At 49.2% G+C, this 17,086-nt stretch carries 19 protein-coding genes and 1 tRNA gene; 12 read left to right on the top strand and 8 right to left on the bottom strand.

The annotated features are described in order from the left end of the window. Positions 1 to 4 precede the first annotated feature (4 nt). The 5 genes from WS_RS03855 to WS_RS03875 are packed head-to-tail and all read left to right on the top strand — an operon-like array spanning position 5 to position 3,582. Complete coding sequence (locus tag WS_RS03855; RefSeq protein WP_011138713.1) at positions 5 to 637, top strand: type III pantothenate kinase; 633 nt, start codon at positions 5 to 7, stop codon at positions 635 to 637. Beyond that, a complete protein-coding gene (hisG, locus tag WS_RS03860; RefSeq protein ID WP_011138714.1) occupies positions 634 to 1,254 on the top strand; it encodes an ATP phosphoribosyltransferase in 621 nt (206 codons plus the stop codon). Before WS_RS03855 ends, hisG begins: the two co-directional genes overlap by 4 nt. Continuing rightward, on the top strand, positions 1,251 to 1,583 hold the full coding sequence (locus WS_RS03865) for a hypothetical protein (RefSeq protein WP_011138715.1): 333 nt from the start codon (positions 1,251 to 1,253) through the stop codon (positions 1,581 to 1,583). The genes hisG and WS_RS03865 overlap by 4 nt, the downstream gene beginning before the upstream one ends. 44 nt (positions 1,584 to 1,627) lie before the next feature. Then, positions 1,628 to 3,196 (top strand): EAL domain-containing protein, encoded by a 1,569-nt coding sequence (locus tag WS_RS03870; RefSeq protein WP_011138716.1) that lies wholly within the window; start codon positions 1,628 to 1,630, stop codon positions 3,194 to 3,196. 32 nt (positions 3,197 to 3,228) lie between these two features. Then, a complete protein-coding gene (locus WS_RS03875) occupies positions 3,229 to 3,582 on the top strand; it encodes a thioredoxin domain-containing protein (protein ID WP_129545363.1) in 354 nt (117 codons plus the stop codon). Here the strand turns inward: WS_RS03875 and WS_RS03880 are convergent. From WS_RS03880 to rho, 3 genes are read right to left on the bottom strand one after another with little or no spacing between them, the layout of a single operon-like run. After that, complete coding sequence (locus WS_RS03880) at positions 3,579 to 3,986, bottom strand: rhodanese-like domain-containing protein (protein WP_041571736.1); 408 nt, start codon at positions 3,984 to 3,986, stop codon at positions 3,579 to 3,581. The genes WS_RS03875 and WS_RS03880 overlap by 4 nt on opposite strands. A gap of 37 nt (positions 3,987 to 4,023) precedes the next feature. Continuing rightward, positions 4,024 to 4,770, bottom strand: coding sequence for a glutamate racemase (gene murI, locus WS_RS03885; protein WP_011138719.1), 747 nt, complete (start codon positions 4,768 to 4,770; stop codon positions 4,024 to 4,026). A gap of 1 nt (position 4,771) precedes the next feature. Then, a complete protein-coding gene (rho, locus tag WS_RS03890) occupies positions 4,772 to 6,133 on the bottom strand; it encodes a transcription termination factor Rho (protein ID WP_011138720.1) in 1,362 nt (453 codons plus the stop codon). Between the two features lie 254 nt (positions 6,134 to 6,387). Between rho and WS_RS03895 the strand changes: the two genes are divergently transcribed. Continuing rightward, positions 6,388 to 6,918 carry a putative metalloprotease CJM1_0395 family protein gene (locus WS_RS03895; protein WP_011138721.1) on the top strand — a complete coding sequence of 177 codons (531 nt, stop codon included), beginning with the start codon at positions 6,388 to 6,390 and terminating at the stop codon, positions 6,916 to 6,918. On the opposite strand, the gene dxr is transcribed toward WS_RS03895, so the two are convergent. From dxr to WS_RS03910, 3 genes are read right to left on the bottom strand one after another with little or no spacing between them, the layout of a single operon-like run. Beyond that, the gene (gene dxr / locus WS_RS03900) at positions 6,860 to 7,936 is read right to left on the bottom strand and encodes a 1-deoxy-D-xylulose-5-phosphate reductoisomerase (RefSeq protein ID WP_011138722.1); all 1,077 of its coding nucleotides are present in this window, start codon (positions 7,934 to 7,936) and stop codon (positions 6,860 to 6,862) included. The two genes, WS_RS03895 and dxr, sit on opposite strands and share 59 nt — an antisense overlap. Next, positions 7,933 to 8,697, bottom strand: coding sequence for a phosphatidate cytidylyltransferase (locus WS_RS03905; RefSeq protein ID WP_011138723.1), 765 nt, complete (start codon positions 8,695 to 8,697; stop codon positions 7,933 to 7,935). Before WS_RS03905 ends, dxr begins: the two co-directional genes overlap by 4 nt. A 44-nt stretch (positions 8,698 to 8,741) precedes the next feature. Then, positions 8,742 to 9,290 carry a metal-dependent hydrolase gene (locus WS_RS03910; protein ID WP_011138724.1) on the bottom strand — a complete coding sequence of 183 codons (549 nt, stop codon included), beginning with the start codon at positions 9,288 to 9,290 and terminating at the stop codon, positions 8,742 to 8,744. A gap of 114 nt (positions 9,291 to 9,404) precedes the next feature. Between WS_RS03910 and mnmG the strand changes: the two genes are divergently transcribed. Then, positions 9,405 to 11,282, top strand: coding sequence for a tRNA uridine-5-carboxymethylaminomethyl(34) synthesis enzyme MnmG (gene mnmG, locus WS_RS03915; protein ID WP_011138725.1), 1,878 nt, complete (start codon positions 9,405 to 9,407; stop codon positions 11,280 to 11,282). Here the strand turns inward: mnmG and prfA are convergent. Beyond that, complete coding sequence (prfA, locus tag WS_RS03920; protein WP_011138726.1) at positions 11,279 to 12,346, bottom strand: peptide chain release factor 1; 1,068 nt, start codon at positions 12,344 to 12,346, stop codon at positions 11,279 to 11,281. The two genes, mnmG and prfA, sit on opposite strands and share 4 nt — an antisense overlap. Positions 12,347 to 12,408: 62 nt before the next feature. After that, on the bottom strand, positions 12,409 to 12,684 hold the full coding sequence (gene rpsT / locus WS_RS03925) for a 30S ribosomal protein S20 (protein ID WP_011138727.1): 276 nt from the start codon (positions 12,682 to 12,684) through the stop codon (positions 12,409 to 12,411). Positions 12,685 to 12,770: 86 nt separating this feature from the next. Here rpsT and glmM point away from each other — a divergent pair, with 86 nt between their 5' ends. From glmM to infC, 5 genes are all read left to right on the top strand, one after another. Continuing rightward, on the top strand, positions 12,771 to 14,111 hold the full coding sequence (gene glmM, locus WS_RS03930; protein WP_011138728.1) for a phosphoglucosamine mutase: 1,341 nt from the start codon (positions 12,771 to 12,773) through the stop codon (positions 14,109 to 14,111). Further along, positions 14,108 to 14,548, top strand: a complete 441-nt coding sequence (gene lspA / locus WS_RS03935) for a signal peptidase II (RefSeq protein ID WP_011138729.1) — start codon at positions 14,108 to 14,110, stop codon at positions 14,546 to 14,548. The genes glmM and lspA overlap by 4 nt, the downstream gene beginning before the upstream one ends. Positions 14,549 to 14,580: 32 nt before the next feature. Next, positions 14,581 to 14,656 (top strand) — tRNA-Val (locus WS_RS03940). 108 nt (positions 14,657 to 14,764) lie between these two features. Continuing rightward, positions 14,765 to 16,558: a threonine--tRNA ligase gene (gene thrS, locus WS_RS03945; RefSeq protein WP_232013738.1), complete on the top strand. Its 1,794-nt coding sequence runs from the start codon at positions 14,765 to 14,767 to the stop codon at positions 16,556 to 16,558. After that, a complete protein-coding gene (infC, locus tag WS_RS03950) occupies positions 16,555 to 17,085 on the top strand; it encodes a translation initiation factor IF-3 (protein WP_011138731.1) in 531 nt (176 codons plus the stop codon). The genes thrS and infC overlap by 4 nt, the downstream gene beginning before the upstream one ends. Position 17,086: the final 1 nt, after the last annotated feature.

Consider the following 17,086-nt stretch of genomic DNA (forward strand, 5'->3'; position numbering starts at 1 on the left):
CGCCTTGCTCTTATGTGACATTGGGAACACCTATCTGCATTTTTACCAAGAGGGGAAGGTGTGGAAGGAGCTTCCCCGTCGCCTAAAGGCAGGAATGGAAGTCCAAGAGGTCTACTACATCAGCGTCAATCCCCCCTCTGCGCGCCGTCTTTTGGAGGTGTATCCTCATGCCATTGATCTGGCGCCTCATATGGTGCTTGACACCGCCTATAAGGGGCTTGGAGTGGATCGAATGGCTGCCTGTAAGGGAATCGAAGATGGCGTAGTCGTGGATGCGGGGAGCGCCATCACGGTGGATGTGATGCAAAACCAAGTCCATCTAGGAGGCTTTATCATGCCAGGAATCGCCTCTTTTAGCTCCATGCTAAAGAGCATTTCGCCCGCACTAGAAAAGGAACTCAACCTCTCTGTCGAGCTCTCTGCGCTTCCTCAAAATACGCGAGATGCGCTAAGCTATGGGGCGATTAAGGCGATCGTGATGATGATCCAGAATAGCTGCAAAAACAAGCGACTCTTCTTTACAGGAGGGGATGGGAAGTATCTCGCTCGTTTTTTTGAAAACGCCATTCATGACAACTCGATTGTCTTTAAAGGAATGCTAAAGACGCTAGAAGAGATGAAGGAGGGGAAGAGATGATCACGGTTGCACTGCCCAAAGGGAGAATCGCTGAAGAGACACTGGATCGTTTTGAGAAGATTTTTGGTGAGCGATTTGTTTTTGAGGATCGAAAACTTATTCTGGAGCGGGGAGAGTTCAAATTCCTCTTGGTGAGAAATCAAGATGTTCCCACCTATGTGCTCCATCAAGCCGCTGATATTGGAATTGTGGGATTGGATGTCTTGGAGGAGCAGGAGAGCGATCTCATTCGACTTTTGGATTTGGGGATTGGGCGTTGCAAGGTGGTGATCGGCTCTCCGATGGGGAGTGAAATCGACTACTCCAAGCCTCAAATCAAAATCGCCACCAAGATGACCAATATCGCGAAAAAGCACTTTGCCAAGCAAGCTTTAGCCGTGGATCTTATCAAGCTCTATGGTTCTATCGAGCTCGCACCCTTGGTGGGACTAGCCGATGCCATTGTAGATATTGTCGAGACTGGAACAACCATGAAGCAAAATCATCTCAAAATTGATGAGGTGATCATGGAATCAAGCGCTTATATGGTCGCTAATCGCAACAGTTTTTATGAAAAAAAGGATAAAATCTTAGAGCTTCAGCGACAATTTTCAAAGCTCAAAGAGGTGAGGGAGTGATTCCTCGATTCTTTGGAGGATTGCTTTTGGGAACCGTAGCCCTTTGGGCGAATCCTTGGGTGATGTTTAGCGATGTGGATGACACCTATATCTACAATCAAAAAACAGGCGAGGTCTATGTTCGATTCCGCAAGGGCGGAAAAAACTATGAAGATGTATTCGTTAAGATGCCCCAAGGAATCGACCCTTCTTCGGCCTCTAATAAACCTCTAGAGTTGCCCCTTAGCTCGATTAAAGGGGGAGCCTCTGAGGAGGAGGAGCAGCGGCAAAAGATTCTTCAAAGGGCGCAGGAGCTGAAAAAAAATCTCTACAATCAAGCTATTGAGTGAGCTAGAGAGCCTTTCTAAAAAATATCCAAAGAGGGAGAGAAAGCGTGGAAAACCTGCGTATCTTGTTTGTTCAATTCTCTAGCTCTTCCTTGACCATTCCTTTGCAAGTCGATTTCCCCTTGCTTGTGGTGACAGATAGTTTTGAAAAAGCCCTAGAGTGGTGCGAGGAGAGTGCCTTTGAGGTGGTGGTGATTGAAGGCGAATCGGGCGAATCACTCCTTCCTTTCCTTAGAGGGGTGCGTCAAAGGTCCTCTCTCACACGCTTTCTCTTTCTCTCCCCTCATCCTTTTCCTTCCATGCTCAGCGAGATTGCCCAAGCGGGAATCGAAGGATTTTTCCATGAGATTCCCGACCCCTTTAGAGTGCGCCAAGCGCTCTCCTTGATTGCTAAGACCTTTTTTCGTTCCGCCGACCACGCCAAGGAGAAGAGCCGCCTCATTCAGGCCATCGCCAAAGAGGACGATCGGGTCATGATGCTCATTGAAGTGGATCATTTGGATAACTATCATACAGTCTTCTCGCTGGCCTTTATTGATGCGATTTTGCAAGAGGTGGGGGACTTTTTGGAGCACTATAAGCCCGATGGAAGCGAGATATTCTCCATCTCTGAAGAGAAGTATGCCATTTTGATGGAGGATGAGAACACCTTTAGGGCAGAAGATTTTGCAACGATTCTTAATGTTTTGATTTTGGATCGCAAAATTTATGTCAAAAAGCAAGAGGTGGATGTGAGTTTTAGCGTTGGGGTGGCCAAAGGAAGAGGAGAGACGCTCCTCTCTAAGGCCTACGCTGCCCTCAGAAAAGCCAAGGAGAGCGGGCGCAAACATGTTGTGCTGGCAGAAGATGATGAGGAGTTTCGATTCTTTCAGCGGGAGAATTTACGATGGATGCGAGGGGTGCGTCATGCACTAGAAGAAGATCGAATCGTTCCTTACTACCAGCCCATCATCAATAACGCCACGGGAAAGATCGAAAAATATGAGTGCCTCGCACGCCTCATTGACCATGAGGTGGTGGTGCCCCCTGCCATCTTTTTGCAGTCGGCGCGCCAAATTGGACTCATGAGCAATGTCACTTTTGCGATCATCAACAAAAGCCTCACGCTCTTCCAAAACAATGACATGGAGCTCTCTATCAACATCGCGGAGGAGGATATTCGAGACGCGAAAATTATCCGCTATCTGCTTAATCGATGTGAGCGCTACGGAATCGATCCCTCTCGAATCGTGATTGAAATCTTAGAGGATATCACCTTTGGACGCAACAATAAAAGCCTAGAACATATGCGATACCTCCATCAGGAGGGATTTAAAATCGCCATTGATGACTTTGGATTTGAAAACTCTAACTTTGGACGATTGATCGATATGGAGGTGGACTATATCAAAATCGATGGAAGTTTCGTCAAAAACATGGAGACCGATGATCGAAGTTACAAAATTGTCGATTCTATCGCAAAGTTTTGCAAAAGTATCGGTGCAAAGTCTATCGCTGAGTATGTCCACTCCCAAGGAGTTCAAGAGCGAGTGCTGGCACTAGGGATTGACTATTCCCAAGGATACTTTTTTGGCAAAGCCACTCCTAAACCACTAGAGGGTGACTCTTTAATCTAGAGATGAAGAGGCTTATCCAAGGGGTGCTTCTTTTGGGTGTTATGCTTCTTGAGCTTGAGGCGAGCTCTTATGAAGAGGCGCTTTTGGGGGCTAGAAAAGAATCAAAACCCCTTTTGTTGGTCGTCTGCCCCAAAGAGACCATGCGCTGTCGCCAAAGCGAGCGCGAAATTCTTCCCCATCCTGCTCTTCAAGCCACACTTCACTCCTATCATTTTCTAAGGCTAGAGCCCAAAGAGGCTCCTAGTGGGCTAAAAACCCCAATATTTCCAAGCTACTATATTATTGATTCGGTTAAAGGAGAGGTGATTCGTGAGCTTTGGGGGCACCAGAGCGTGATACGCCTGAAGCTATTTTTGGAGGGCAAAGTGGTGCCCACAACCCCTTAGGGGGCGGGTTTTTCCAGTGGCTTAGAAAGCTTGATCCACTCGATGATTCCGTTTTTAAGGTTGTAAACCTTCTCAAAGCCTTGCGAAGAGAGGTAGTTAGCCACCGAGAGGGTGCGATTTCCGCTACGACAGACAAGAATGAGGGGGGTTTGGGGTGTGATTCCCCTCTGCTCTAGCCTTTTGAGAAAACCTAGCGCGTCATAATTGCCTCTGGCGTCAAAAAAGGTGAGCCTTTCGCTTTGAGGAATCACGCCTGTTTGTTGCCACTCAGGCTCTGTGCGAATATCCACCACCCGTACACCTTGATTTTGGAGTGCTTCAAGCTCGCTGGGCGTGATGTCAATGCGTTCGGCCATCAAGAAAGTGATCCCAAAAAGAAGCCAAAAGAGAATTTTTTGAAACATGAAAAGACTCCTTGAAAAGAAGGTTGAAGAGGTGTTCCTAAGGGTGCGTGAGCCACTCTTTGGCAACCTTTTCTAGGGCGAGAGGGTTTTCGCTCGCAAAATATTGGATGTGAGTTTGGGGAAAATAGTCCAATTCATAGCGCTCTTTGAGGTGCTGCATGATGGCTTCGCCTGAGTGAATAAGAAGCGGTTCGTGATTAAAATAGGCCGAGATGGCTTTGGCGATGAGGGGAAAGTGGGTGCAGCCAAGGATGATCGCTTTGGGTTTTACGGCCAAAGAGGAAAAGTAATGCTCTAGGGCGCTCTCTAAAAGAGATCCATGGAAGATTCCCTCTTCTACGAGCGGGACGAGAAGTCCTGTGGCAAGCGACTGGATGTGGGTGTAGCCGTGCTCCTTTAGAAGGGCCGGGTATTGACCGCTCGCGGTGGTGGCTTTGGTGCCAATGACAAGAATAGGGGAATTTTTATCGGGAAGCCGATTCTCTAACGCCAGCACGCCTGGCTCAATCACCCCAATCACATCCACATCCGCCGCTTGGCGTAATGCTTCTAGGGCGTGAGCGCTGGCGGTATTGCAAGCGACAATGAGCATATCGATGTCAAACTCGCGCAAAAAGGCAAGAGCCTCCAAAGAGTAGCGGATAATCGTCTCTGAATCCTTCACTCCATAAGGGACGCGTGCTGTGTCACCAAAGTAGATGATCTCTTCAAAAGCGTGAGAATCAAGAAGGCTTTTAACGACGCTTAAGCCCCCAATACCGCTATCAAAAACCCCGACACGCATCTTAGCCTTCGTTCATGATGCTAAGAAACTCTTCGTTGTCTTTGGTCTTTTGCATCTTGGAGTAGAGGAAGGTGAGTGCTTCCACTTCGTTGTTCATCTGTTGCATCACATTGCGGAGCGCCCAAACCTTGATGAGCTTATCCTGTCCAAGGAGCAGCTCCTCTTTTCGAGTGCCTGATTTGAGGATATCCATTGCAGGATAGATTCTTCGTTCGGCGATATGACGTGCTAGGACGATTTCAGAGTTGCCCGTTCCTTTGAACTCTTCAAAAATCACCTCATCCATTCTAGAGCCCGTCTCAATGAGCGCGGTGGCGATGATGGTGAGGCTTCCTCCCTGCTCAATATTTCTCGCCGCTCCGAAGAATCGCTTAGGCTTATGGAGGGCGTTGGCGTCCACGCCCCCGCTTAGAACTTTTCCGCTACTGGGGGTGGCGGTGTTGTAGGCACGCGCAAGTCGGGTGATCGAATCGAGCAGAATCACCACATCGCGTCCCATCTCCACGCTTCGCTTCGCCTTTTCGATCACGAGCTCAGCCACGCGGATATGGTTGTGTGCGGGCATATCGAAGGTGGAGCTATAGACCTCGCCTTTGACGCAACGCTCCATATCCGTCACCTCTTCGGGGCGCTCATCGACTAGGAGTACGATCAGCTCCACTTCGGGGTGATTCTTGGCGATCCCGTGGGCGAGCTCTTTCATGAGCTCTGTTTTACCGCTTCGAGGAGGGGCTACGATGAGTGCACGCTGGCCCTTGCCGATGGGTGAGAAGAGGTCAAGCATCCGTCCTGTGACTTTTGAACTAGCGTATTCGAGCTTGAGCTGGTCGGTGGGGAATAGGGGGGTGAGGTTGTCAAAGAGGGGGCGATTCTTCATCTCTTCAGAGGATTGATAGTTGATCGCCTCAATCTTAAGAAGCGCATAGTAGCGCTCCTGATCTTTAGGGGGGCGTACCTGACCTGTGACAATATCCCCGTTTCTTAGGGCAAACTTGCGGATTTGAGTGTTGGAAACATAAGCATCGTTTTGGCTATCCGAGAAGTTTTCATCCATCGCTCGTAAGAATCCATACCCCTCACCCGTGATCTCCAAGATGCCCGTGAAGAGGATGAAGCCGCCTTTATTGACTTGAGATTTGAGAATCTCAAAAAGAAGATCTTGGCGCTTATACTCTTGGGGATTCTCTACGCCTAGCGTCTCGGCAATCTCCATGATCTTGTTCAAAGGCTTGGCGCGCAAGTCCTCAATCTTATAGCCTTCAACAGGGATATGGGTTCGAGATTTGTTGGGATATTGACCGTTGGAGGGGGTCGCAGGGGTAGATTCTTTGGCGGATTTGTTCTGTCCGTTGCAGTCGTTCATGATGGATCCTCGGATGTAGTGATTCGGAAAATGTTCTCGCGTTGGAGAGTTAATTAAGCTAGAAGCATGGTGAGAGTTCTTGGATTGTTTAAAGCTTTAAGTTTCAATCACTCTTGCAAGGCGAATTTTAGTCAAAAGGGGCGGTGAATGTCAATATCGCGCTCGCTTTAAAGCCAAACCAAAGAAAGAGGGCTTACAATCTAGAAGAAAAATAGGCAAATCTGAAAGGATTGGACAATCCAAAAGAGGGAGGCGTGATCGTGCTTATTAATGGTGTGCAATCTATCGCCTCTTATGTCGCTCTCTCAAAGCCAGTATTCTCCTCTAATGACAAAGAGGAGAGAGCAGAGGGCTCCTTGGGGGAGAAGGGGGAAGAGCAAGCGCAAAAGGAGCAGGTGCAAGAGCTCTCTAGGATCGATTCTCAGGTGAGGGCTCATGAGAGCGCCCATATCGCTTCTGGAGGCGGGGTGGTGAAGGGCGGGGCTTCTTTCTCTTACACCGCGGGTCCCGATGGAAAGATGTACGCCGTAGCAGGAGAGGTGCCTATTGACACCTCCATGGGCGAAGACCCTAGTGAAAATCTCGCCAAGGCGCGTCAGATTAGAGCGGCTGCGCTTGCCCCTAGCGACCCTAGTCCGCAAGATTATCAGGTGGCTTCCACGGCCACGATGCTAGAGGTACGCGCTAGGATGGAGTTAAATAAAGAGAGAAGAGAGGAGGAGGGGCTCAAAGCTTATGCGCGAATTGCCGAACCTCAGAATCAAGAGCAAATAGCTCCTCGATAGAGGCAGGAATCATCGAAAATCGCTCCAAAGAGCGCTCTATGTAACGAGGAATCTCTCCAAAGAGAATCTTCCCCTCTAAGAATTTCTCCACCGCCACTTCGTTGGCTGCATTGAGCGTGATTCCAAGCCATGGATGCGTCAAAAGCTTCTCTTTGAGATTCCACAAGGGGTAGCGCGAGGGATTGATAGGCTCAAAGGAGAGGGCGGCGAGGCGCTCTAACTCTAGCGGAGGGCCAAGAGGCTGATCAAGCTTGCCAAGCATGGCATAGGCAAGGGGTAGTCGCATATCCGCTTGAGCGATGTGGGCGCTAAAGCTTCCATCAGGGTAACCAATGAGTGCATGGACGAGAGAGTTTCTCTCAATTAGGGCGTCCACGCTCTTGGTGTTAAAGAGCCATCTAGCTTCGAGAATCTCAAAGAGTTTGTTGACCATCGTGGCGCTATCCACGGTGATTTTGCGCCCCATGCTCCAGTTGGGATGGCGGAGGGCGGCTTGGGCTTTTTGGAGGGGAATCTCCTCTAAAGGAGTATCGCGAAAAGCTCCCCCGCTTGCGGTGATGAAGAGGCGAGAAAAGGGTTTGTCGCTCTTTAAAAACCAGAGGCTGAAGTGTTCGCTATCCACGGGGATGATCTTTGAGGCATCCACAAAAGAGCCCCCCGCCACTAGCGATTCTTTATTGGCGAGCGCGAGGGTTTTTCCAAGGCGAAGGCTCTCTAGGGTGGGGCGAAGTCCAAGGAATCCCACAAGAGCGTTGAGCACGAAAGAGGATTGGGCGAGGTGGAGCGATTCGATGATTCCCTCCTCGCCAAAGAGGAGCTTCGAATCTTTGGGCAAGGAGAGCTCACTTGCCCTAGAGGAATCGGCAATGACGATGATCTTGGGCTGAAATTCAGCGATTTGGGCATTGAGCAGGGAGAGATTGTGACCTGCGACTAAAACCTCTACAGGGAGACGAAAGTCGCGGGCAAGGGAGAGGGCATTTTGGCCAATCGAACCTGTGGAGCCAAGAAGAATCAACCCGCCAATCCTCTAAGGCAAACGAGCATGATAATTCCGCCAAACATGAATCCATCGGCGCGATCAAGGATTCCTCCATGCCCAGGGAAGAGGCGTCCGCTATCTTTCACTCCCGCTTCGCGCTTGAGGTAACTCTCATAGAGGTCACCAAAAACGGAGGCAAGGCTGGTGAGGACAGTGATGGCAAAGGCTTTCTCAAAGCTCACCGTAGAGAGCCCCGCAAGCGTGCCTATGAGCGTTGCAACCGCCACTCCAATAAAGACTCCCTCTTGGGTCTTATTGGGTGAAGTTTCACTAAAGCGTCGAGTGCCAAACATCTTGCCCCCAAAAAAGGCGGCAGTATCGGTGAGGGCGACCACAAAGATGAGCCAGACAATCGCTCCGATGCCATAATCCTTATAGAGCGCCAAGAGAAAGAGGAAAGGCACGGTGGGATAGAGCAGGGGCATTAGATCGTTCCATGAGCCTTTTTTGGTGAAGGCTTGATAAGAGGCGAGAATCACGAGCACCAAAAAGAGTGTCTCCAAAGGGGCAGGATAGATGGCTGAGAGCGCCCAAATGAAGATGGCAGCGGCGTAGATCCCGATACTTTGGCTTCCATAAAGCTTGGAGGCTTCATAAAAGGCTAAAAGATAGCAGATGCCAAAGAAAGCCCACATGACGAAGTAACTATTGATAAAGACCACCAATAAGATGATGGCGATGAGGATTCCTGCGGTGTAGAGGCGCGCTGGTTCGATGCTTTTGAGTCTATCTAGCATGCTTTCCCTTTGGAGGTTTGAGATGGACTATTATAGTGTGAGGTTTATAAAAAGCGGGTTATCGATAGGGAGCTACCCCAAAGGTTTAATCCAAGATAGGCAAAAAGTGCGCCAAAGATTCCCCCTAGAGCTAGATCGATGATTCCCCCTGTTTTAAAGCGATAGGACAGGGGCAAAAGAGCGATAGGGCGCTCACTCCAAGGAAGCCAAAGAGGAATCCCACTTTTGGTGAGCATATCGCCTATGAGGTGGAGCCACACCCCAAGCCACAAGCCAATCACCGCCTCTAGGGCAATCCCCTGAGAGCTTGCTATTCCCCATCCTGGGAGAGCCACTCCAAAGGGAAAGAGAAAAGAGTGGGTTGCCCCTCGATGCCCAAAAAGGCGATGGAAGAGGGAGGAGAGGAGGGGTAATTGGCGACCTAGGGTGGAGTTTGGCTCATCAATATCAGGCAAAAGGGATCCAAGGGCAACTCCACTAAGATAGAGTGAGACCTCAACTCCTTGCAACGTCGCTTTATCCACCAAGGAGAGAGCGTAAAGAGGCAGAGTGGCAATACCTAAGGCAAAAGCGAGGTGGGTGCGAGCGAGCATGAGAGCGATCCTGAAAGGTTAAATGTTTGGAGGGGAATTATAGCGAGGCAAAGCCATTAGAGGGCTGGGTTCCGTGATATAATTCGCCCAAAATTACGCAGAAAGTTTGAAAATATGAGAGATTTTGATGTGATTGTCGTAGGCGGTGGACACGCAGGAATCGAAGCGGCACACGCTTCGGCGCGCATGGGTTGCAAGACGCTTTTGCTCACGATTCTAGTCGAGCAGATTGGAGCGGCTAGTTGTAACCCCGCCATTGGCGGGCTGGCCAAGGGGCATTTGGTCAAAGAGATTGACGCTCTAGGGGGCGTGATGGGCAAGGTGACTGATCTTTGCGGATTGCAGTTTCGCACGCTCAATGCCTCTAAAGGACCCGCAGTGAGAGGGACGCGTGCGCAGATCGATATGGATCGCTATCGCATCATGATGCGCAATCTCTGCCTCACCACCCCTAATCTCACGGTTGCCCAAGAGATGGTCGAAGAGCTCATCGTTGAAGAGGGGGCGGTTTTAGGAGTGCGCACGCAGATTGGGCGCGAGTATCGAAGCGCCAAGGTGATCATGACGACAGGAACTTTTTTGAATGGCTTGGTGCATATTGGGAATAGAACCTCTTCCAATGGGCGCGTGGGCGAGCCCTCTTCGATCAAGCTTTCCGAATCGTTGCGTTCCTTGGGGTTAGAGGTGGGACGACTCAAAACAGGTACCTGCGCTAGAATCGCCTCAGAGAGCATTGATTTTTCGGTGATGGAGCAGCACCCAGGCGATCTTCCTCCGCCCCCTTTTAGCTTTAGCACTAAAAAAGAGGAGTTTGCTCCCACTCAGCTCCCCTGCTATGTCACCTATACCAATGAAAAGACCCACGAGATCATCCGCTCTAATTTTCATCGTGCCCCGATGTTTACGGGTCAGATTGAGGGAATCGGGCCTCGCTACTGTCCTAGTATCGAAGATAAGGTGAATCGCTTCAAAGAGCGGGAGCGTCATCAGATATTTGTGGAGCCTCAAACGCTGGAGGCGACCGAGTATTATCTCAATGGCCTCACCACCTCTATGCCTTTTGATGTTCAGGAGGCAATGATTCGCTCGATGGCGGGGCTGCAGAACGCACGAATCGTTCGATATGGCTATGCCATCGAGTATGATTATGTCAACCCTGTGGAGCTCAAACACACACTAGAGACCAAGAAGATTAAGAATCTCTACCTCGCAGGACAGATCAATGGCACCACGGGATATGAGGAGGCGGGTGCCCAAGGATTAGCCGCTGGAATCAATGCCGCACTTAGCGTCAAGGGTGAAGAGCCTTTTGTATTGCGCCGTGATGAGGCCTATTTGGGGGTGCTTATTGATGATCTTGTCACCAAGGGTACCAAAGAGCCCTATCGAATGTTCACCTCTAGGGCGGAGTATCGACTTCTTTTGCGCGAGGATAACGCTGAGTTTCGACTTTTGCGCCATGGAGCACGATTTGGCTTGGTGGAGGAGGAGGCACTTCTAGCCCTCCAAAAAGATGAGCAAAGCATTCATGGAGGGCTTGTTCATTTGCGGGAGAGTTCGGCAACGCCAAGCAAAGAGACACTCGCATTTTTAGAGGAAATGGGCGAGGAGAAGATTAATGATAAGACCACTTGGTTGGCCATCGCAGGGCGAAAAAGCTTTGATGAGGCAAAATTGCGAAAAATCTCTCCTCTGTTTGAAGAGATGAGTGAGAGAGCGTTAGGTCAGGTGCTTATTGAGGCCAAATACGCCTCCTACATCCAAAAACAGCAAGAGTCAGTTGGCTCAATGCAGGAGATGCTAAAGGTGAAGATTCCTGAAGGATTTATCTTTGATACCGTGCCAGGGCTCAGCCTAGAGGTGATTGAGAAGCTCAAGCGCTTCAATCCCCCCACGCTCTTTGCCGCCTCAGAGATTAGCGGAATCACTCCCGCCTCTTTGGATGTTTTGCACCTCTATATTCATCTAAGGGGAAAAGAATCGGTGGATTAATCCTCTGATTCTTTCATCATTTCGGCTTGATAGTGGGCGACAATGGGATCGACCACTTGGTCGAAGTTGCCACTTAGCATGATCTCCTCTAGACTGTAGAGCGTGAGACCGATGCGATGATCGGTGAGGCGATTTTGGGGATAGTTGTAGGTGCGAATCCTCTCGCTCCGATCGCCGCTTCCTACTTGAAGCTTTCTAGCTGCGGAGTTTTCGCTTAATTTGGCCTCTAGTTCGGCCTCATAGAGACGGGCTTTGAGGATTTTGAGTGCCTTATCTTTGTTTTTGTGCTGGGATTTTTCATCTTGCATGGAGACGCTAATTCCCGTGGGAAGGTGGGTGATTCGAACGGCGCTATCGGTGGTGTTGACCGATTGACCCCCATGACCGCCTGAGCGAAAAACATCGATTTTGAGGTCGTTTGGATTGATATTGACCTCGACATCATCCACCTCGGGCATGATCGCTACCGTGATGGCGGAGGTGTGGATTCTCCCTTGGGATTCGGTTTCAGGGACTCGCTGGACGCGGTGAGTTCCCCCTTCGTATTTGAGCCTGGAGTAGACTCCATTTCCCTTGATGAGGGCAATCACCTCTTTGTAGCCTCCCACGCTGTTCTCGCTTGAGCTGATGATTTCGACTTTCCATCCTTTAAGGTCGGCATAGCGACAATAGGATTTAAAGAGATCACCTACAAAGATTCCCGCCTCATCGCCCCCCGTGCCCGCACGAATCTCCAGATAGATGTTCTTATCATCATTGGGGTCTTTGGGAATAAGGAGGAGTTTGATTTCGGATTCGAGGGATTCGAGGGATTCTTCGAGAAGCTTATTCTCTTCTTTGGCGAGATCGCCTAGCTCTTTATCCTCAAAAAGGGCTCGATTCTCTTGGATAGAGCGGTGGGTTTGAAGATACTCTTTGGCTTTTAAAACAAGAGCTTCCAGAGCGCTCTGCTCCTTGCTAAGCTCGGTCATACGCTTAATGTCAGATATCACTTCCATGGTGCCAAGCAGGCGGGTGATCTCCTCAAAGCGCTCAATAAAAGGCGTGAGTTTAGAAATCAGCATAGCAAAAAACTTTATTTTGGGATTTAAGGAGAGGGAAACGCGCGGGGCGACCCAGAAGCTTATTAAGCGATCTGGGCGGAGAGTTTTTTCACGGAAGCGTGAAGTCGGCTCACTTTTCGTGCCGCCGTGTTTTTAGGAAGAATACCCTTGCTAACGAATTTATGAAGATCTTTGTTGGCGACTTTTAGAGCCTCTTCTGCTTTAGTGGCATCATTGCTGGCTACGGCTTCTTTGACGGCCTTGGTGATGTTTTTGATTCGAGTTCTATAATATCGATTTCTCTCAGTTCTTTTCAATGTTTGGCGGATTCTTTTTTCAGCTGATTTATGATTAGCCATATCGGTGTTAATCCTTTTGTAAATATTTTTAGGGCAGAATTCTACTTTAATTTTCATTAAACAGAGATAAAGGTAAGGTAGTGCGCATGAAGCTCTTTGGCACGGATGGCGTGAGAGGAAAAGCGGGTGAGAAGCTCACCGCGTTCTCGGCGATGAAGCTCGGTTTAGCAGCGGGAATCTACTTCAGAAAACAGTCAAAAACCAACAAAATTTTGGTGGGCAAAGACACGAGACGAAGTGGCTATATGATTGAAAATGCCCTAGTAAGCGGTCTCACAGCGGTAGGATACAATGTGATTCAGATCGGTCCGATGCCCACACCGGCGATTGCTTACCTCACAGAAGATATGAGGTGTGATGCAGGAATCATGATCAGCGCCAGCCACAATCCCTTTGATGACAACGGAATCAAATTTTTCAATCGCTTTGGTTTTAAACTCGATGAAGAGGCGGAGCGCGAGATTGAAGCCATCTATGCGGATGAGGCACTGCTTGAGGCGAGTCAAAAGAGCGGCAAAGAGATTGGCGCCTCTAAACGAATCGATGATGTCGTGGGACGATACATCGTTCACATCAAAAATTCCTTCCCCAAAGAGCTCTCTTTGCATGGAGTGCGCATGGTTCTTGACACGGCCAATGGTGCAGCCTACAAGGTCGCTCCGACCATCTTTAGTGAGCTGGGGGCGGAGGTTTTTGTGATCAATGACGCTCCCAATGGGCACAACATCAACGAATCTTGCGGTGCAACTCAGCCCTTGATGCTCTCTGAAGAGGTGAAGCGAGTGCGAGCGGATATTGGCTTCGCGCTTGATGGAGATGCTGATAGGCTTGTGGTGGTCGATGAACGCGGCGAAGTGGTGGACGGGGATAAGCTCATTGGGGCGCTTGCCATGCATCTTAAAAATTCTCACACACTAGAGAAACCCTTGGCGGTGGCCACCGTGATGAGCAATCTCGCCCTTGAAGAGTTTTTGGCCAAGGCCAAAATCAAGCTCTTGCGCGCGGGAGTGGGTGATAAGTACGTCTTGGAGATGATGCAAAAAGAGGGGGCGAATTTTGGTGGAGAGCAGAGTGGACATCTGATCTTTAGTGATTTTGCCAAGACGGGCGATGGGCTGGTCTCTGCTCTTCAGACGATGGCCTTTGTGCTTCGAAGCGGAGAGAGGGCATCTAGGGCACTCAATATTTTCGATCTCTATCCTCAAAAGTTGGTGAATCTCCCTATCAAGCAGAAAAAAGAGCTCAAAGAGATTGAGGGATTTGAGGCGCTCATGAGCGAGATCGAATCGCAAGGATTCAGGCAACTCATCCGCTATTCAGGCACAGAGAACAAGCTTCGAATCTTGCTAGAGGGTAAAGATGGTCGAGCGCTAGAGAAGTGGATGGAGCGATGCGTAGAGTTTTTTAAAGCAACACTTGGCGGATGAGAATCGCACTTTTTCGCTCCTTGGGGCTTTTTGTTCTAGTTTTTGCCATTGATCAGGCCATTAAAGCGCTGATTTTAGGGGGATTTCGATGGGAGAGCGAGGCGCTCTCCATCACGCTTGCCTTTAATAAAGGGGTGGCATTCTCCATGTTCGCCTTTTTGGAGGGGTGGCTCAAATATATTCAGCTGGGAATGCTGGGAGGAATCCTCCTCTTTTTGGCCTATGATCGGAGCTTTTTTGTAGCACACTATCTGCCCTTGTCGATTCTGTTAGCGGCAGGATTTTCCAATATCTTGGATCGCTTTATCCACGGGGGAGTGGTGGATTATGTCTATTGGCATTATGGTTTTGAGTTTGCGATCTTTAACTTCGCGGATGTGATGATCGATGTTGCCGTGGCGCTCTTCCTCTGGCAGACATTTTTTAAGCAGAAATAAAACAATTTTGGCTAAAATTTCACTTCCTTTTTGGTCGCGTAGCTCAGTTGGTAGAGCACTACCTTGACATGGTAGTGGTCGGAGGTTCGAGTCCTCTCGTGGCCACCATTTTCTTCAGGTTCTTTGCAACAACAGTTAAAAAATCTAAACCAATTTTTTGAAATAGACACCCGAAAATAGACACCAAGGTAAAATGAAATCGTGAAACCTATAGGAATTAAATATCAAAACGAGATCTACGATCTCCAAACTGCCCAGCTTTTGGGAATAGAGGGGGAAGAGATTCTGTTCGATAATTCCCCTGATTCTCTTCATATTATCCGCCACTCCTGCGCTCACCTTCTTGCCCAAGCCATCAAATCGCTCTATCCAGAGGCTCAGTTTTTTGTAGGACCTGTCGTGCAAGAGGGCTTCTATTATGATTTTAGAGTGGAGAGTAAAATCGGCGAAGAGGATTTGGCGATTATTGAAAAAAAGATGAAAGAGATCGCCAAGAATGGCTCAGATATTGAGCGCTACACTCTCTCTAGAGAAGAGGCGATCGCCAAGTTTGCCAAGGATGACCTCAAGCAGGCGGTGATCTCTAGAATTCCCGAGGGAGATCTCTCCATCTATCGTCAAGGGGAATTTGAGGATCTTTGCCGAGGTCCTCACCTCCCTAGCACCAAGCTACTCCATGCTTTCAAGCTCACCAAGCTTGCAGGGGCCTATTTGGGCGGAGATGAGAAATCAGAGATGCTCACGCGAATCTATGGAATCGCCTTTGCCGATAAAGAATCGCTCAACGCCTATCTCCATCAAATGGAAGAGGCCAAAAAGCGCGACCACCGAAAAGTGGGAACAGAGATGGGGCTTTTCATCTTTGATGAGGATGTGGGTGCAGGACTTCCCATTTGGCTTCCTGCGGGCGCGAGACTCCGAAGGCGACTTGAGGCGATGCTGACTGAGGCGCATATTAGACGCAATTATGAGCCCGTCCGAGGGCCTGAGATTCTTAAGAGCGACCTTTGGAAGATCAGCGGACATTATCAGAATTACAAAGAAAATATGTATTTCACCAAGATTGACGAGGTGGAGTATGGCATCAAGCCGATGAACTGTGTCGGCCACATCAAGGTCTATGGGAGTGGCGTGAGGAGCTATCGCGAGCTTCCCTTGCGATTCTATGAGTATGGCGTGGTGCATCGTCATGAGAAGAGTGGCGTGCTTCATGGGCTTTTGCGCGTGAGAGAGTTCACTCAGGATGATGCCCATATTTTCTGCCGACCTGAGCAGATCAAAGATGAAGTGGTGGATATTGTCCACTTTGTTGATAAGATCATGAGCGCTTTTGGCTTTAACTATGAGATGGAGATCTCCACGCGCCCTGAGAAATCCATTGGCGATGAAGCCATCTGGGAGAAAGGGACTCAAGCGCTCAAGGAGGCACTAGAGGCTCAAGGGCTCCAATATGGAATCGACGAGGGAGGCGGGGCATTCTACGGTCCTAAGATTGATATCAAAATCACCGATGCGATTGGCCGAAAGTGGCAGTGTGGAACAGTGCAGATTGATATGAACTTGCCTGAGAGGTTTGAGCTTGCCTATACGGATGAGAACAACACTCCTCAGCGCCCTGTGATGATCCATCGAGCTATTTTGGGTTCTTTTGAGCGATTTGTGGCTATACTTACAGAGCATTTTGGCGGGGAGTTTCCTTTCTTCATCGCGCCCACGCCTGTGGCGATCGTGCCCATTGGCGAAGAGCAGTTAGAGTACGCCAAACACCTTCGACTTGAGCTGCAAAAGGTCGGGGTTTATGCGGAGATTCACGATAAGAACGAGACGCTCAACAAAAAGATTCGTACTGTAGAGAAGCAACGCGTTCCCATGATTGTTGTCTTGGGTGAGCGCGAGGTGAATGAGAAAAAAGTGGCAATTAGAGATAGGCGCGAGAAGCGCCAATATGAGCTTGGCGAGGCTGAGTTCATCCAATTAGCGAAGGAGAAAATGAGTGAGGTTAACTTTTGAGTAAAAACAACGACACGACACTCCTCAATGAGGAGATTAGATTTCCTGAGGTCAGATGTTTAGGGGATGAGGGAACACAATATGGGGTGGTCTCCTCTAGCGAGGCGTTGAAAATCGCCCAAGACCTTGGGCTGGATCTCGTGTTGATCGCCCCTGAGGCGAAGCCTCCTGTCTGCAAGATTATGGATTACGGTAAATTCCGTTATCAGCAAGAGAAGAAGCAGAAAGAGGCCAAGAAAAAACAGAAGCAGATCGAGATTAAAGAGATCAAGCTCTCGGTGAAGATCGCTCAAAATGATGTCAACTACAAAGTCAAGCACGCCAAAGAGTTCCTTGAAGAGGACAAACATGTTCGATTCCGCGTCTTTTTGAAGGGTCGAGAGATGAGCGAGCCCCAAAGTGGCGTTGAAGTGCTAAAGCGTGTTTGGGAGCTGGTCGAAGATATCGCCATTATGGATAAAGAACCCAAGCCAGAGGGTCGCTATGTCAACATGACGGTGATTCCAAAGCCTAAAAAAGTTAAATAAT

The organism is Wolinella succinogenes DSM 1740, from assembly GCF_000196135.1.
GTDB lineage: Bacteria > Campylobacterota > Campylobacteria > Campylobacterales > Helicobacteraceae > Wolinella > Wolinella succinogenes.

Bases quoted from the DNA above. Each gene is read 5' to 3' on its own strand.
- hisG (WP_011138714.1), top strand. From the start codon at position 634: ATGATCACGGTTGCACTGCCCAAAGGGAGAATCGCTGAAGAGACACTG.
- WS_RS03905 (WP_011138723.1), bottom strand. From the start codon at position 8,697: ATGCTAGATAGACTCAAAAGCATCGAACCAGCGCGCCTCTACACCGCA.
- prfA (WP_011138726.1), bottom strand. From the start codon at position 12,346: ATGCTGATTTCTAAACTCACGCCTTTTATTGAGCGCTTTGAGGAGATC.
- WS_RS03880 (WP_041571736.1), bottom strand. From the start codon at position 3,986: ATGTTTCAAAAAATTCTCTTTTGGCTTCTTTTTGGGATCACTTTCTTG.
- rpsT (WP_011138727.1), bottom strand. From the start codon at position 12,684: ATGGCTAATCATAAATCAGCTGAAAAAAGAATCCGCCAAACATTGAAA.
- WS_RS03910 (WP_011138724.1), bottom strand. From the start codon at position 9,290: ATGCTCGCTCGCACCCACCTCGCTTTTGCCTTAGGTATTGCCACTCTG.
- murI (WP_011138719.1), bottom strand. From the start codon at position 4,770: ATGCGTGTCGGGGTTTTTGATAGCGGTATTGGGGGCTTAAGCGTCGTT.
- rho (WP_011138720.1), bottom strand. From the start codon at position 6,133: ATGAACGACTGCAACGGACAGAACAAATCCGCCAAAGAATCTACCCCT.
- lspA (WP_011138729.1), top strand. From the start codon at position 14,108: ATGAGAATCGCACTTTTTCGCTCCTTGGGGCTTTTTGTTCTAGTTTTT.
- mnmG (WP_011138725.1), top strand. From the start codon at position 9,405: ATGAGAGATTTTGATGTGATTGTCGTAGGCGGTGGACACGCAGGAATC.
- glmM (WP_011138728.1), top strand. From the start codon at position 12,771: ATGAAGCTCTTTGGCACGGATGGCGTGAGAGGAAAAGCGGGTGAGAAG.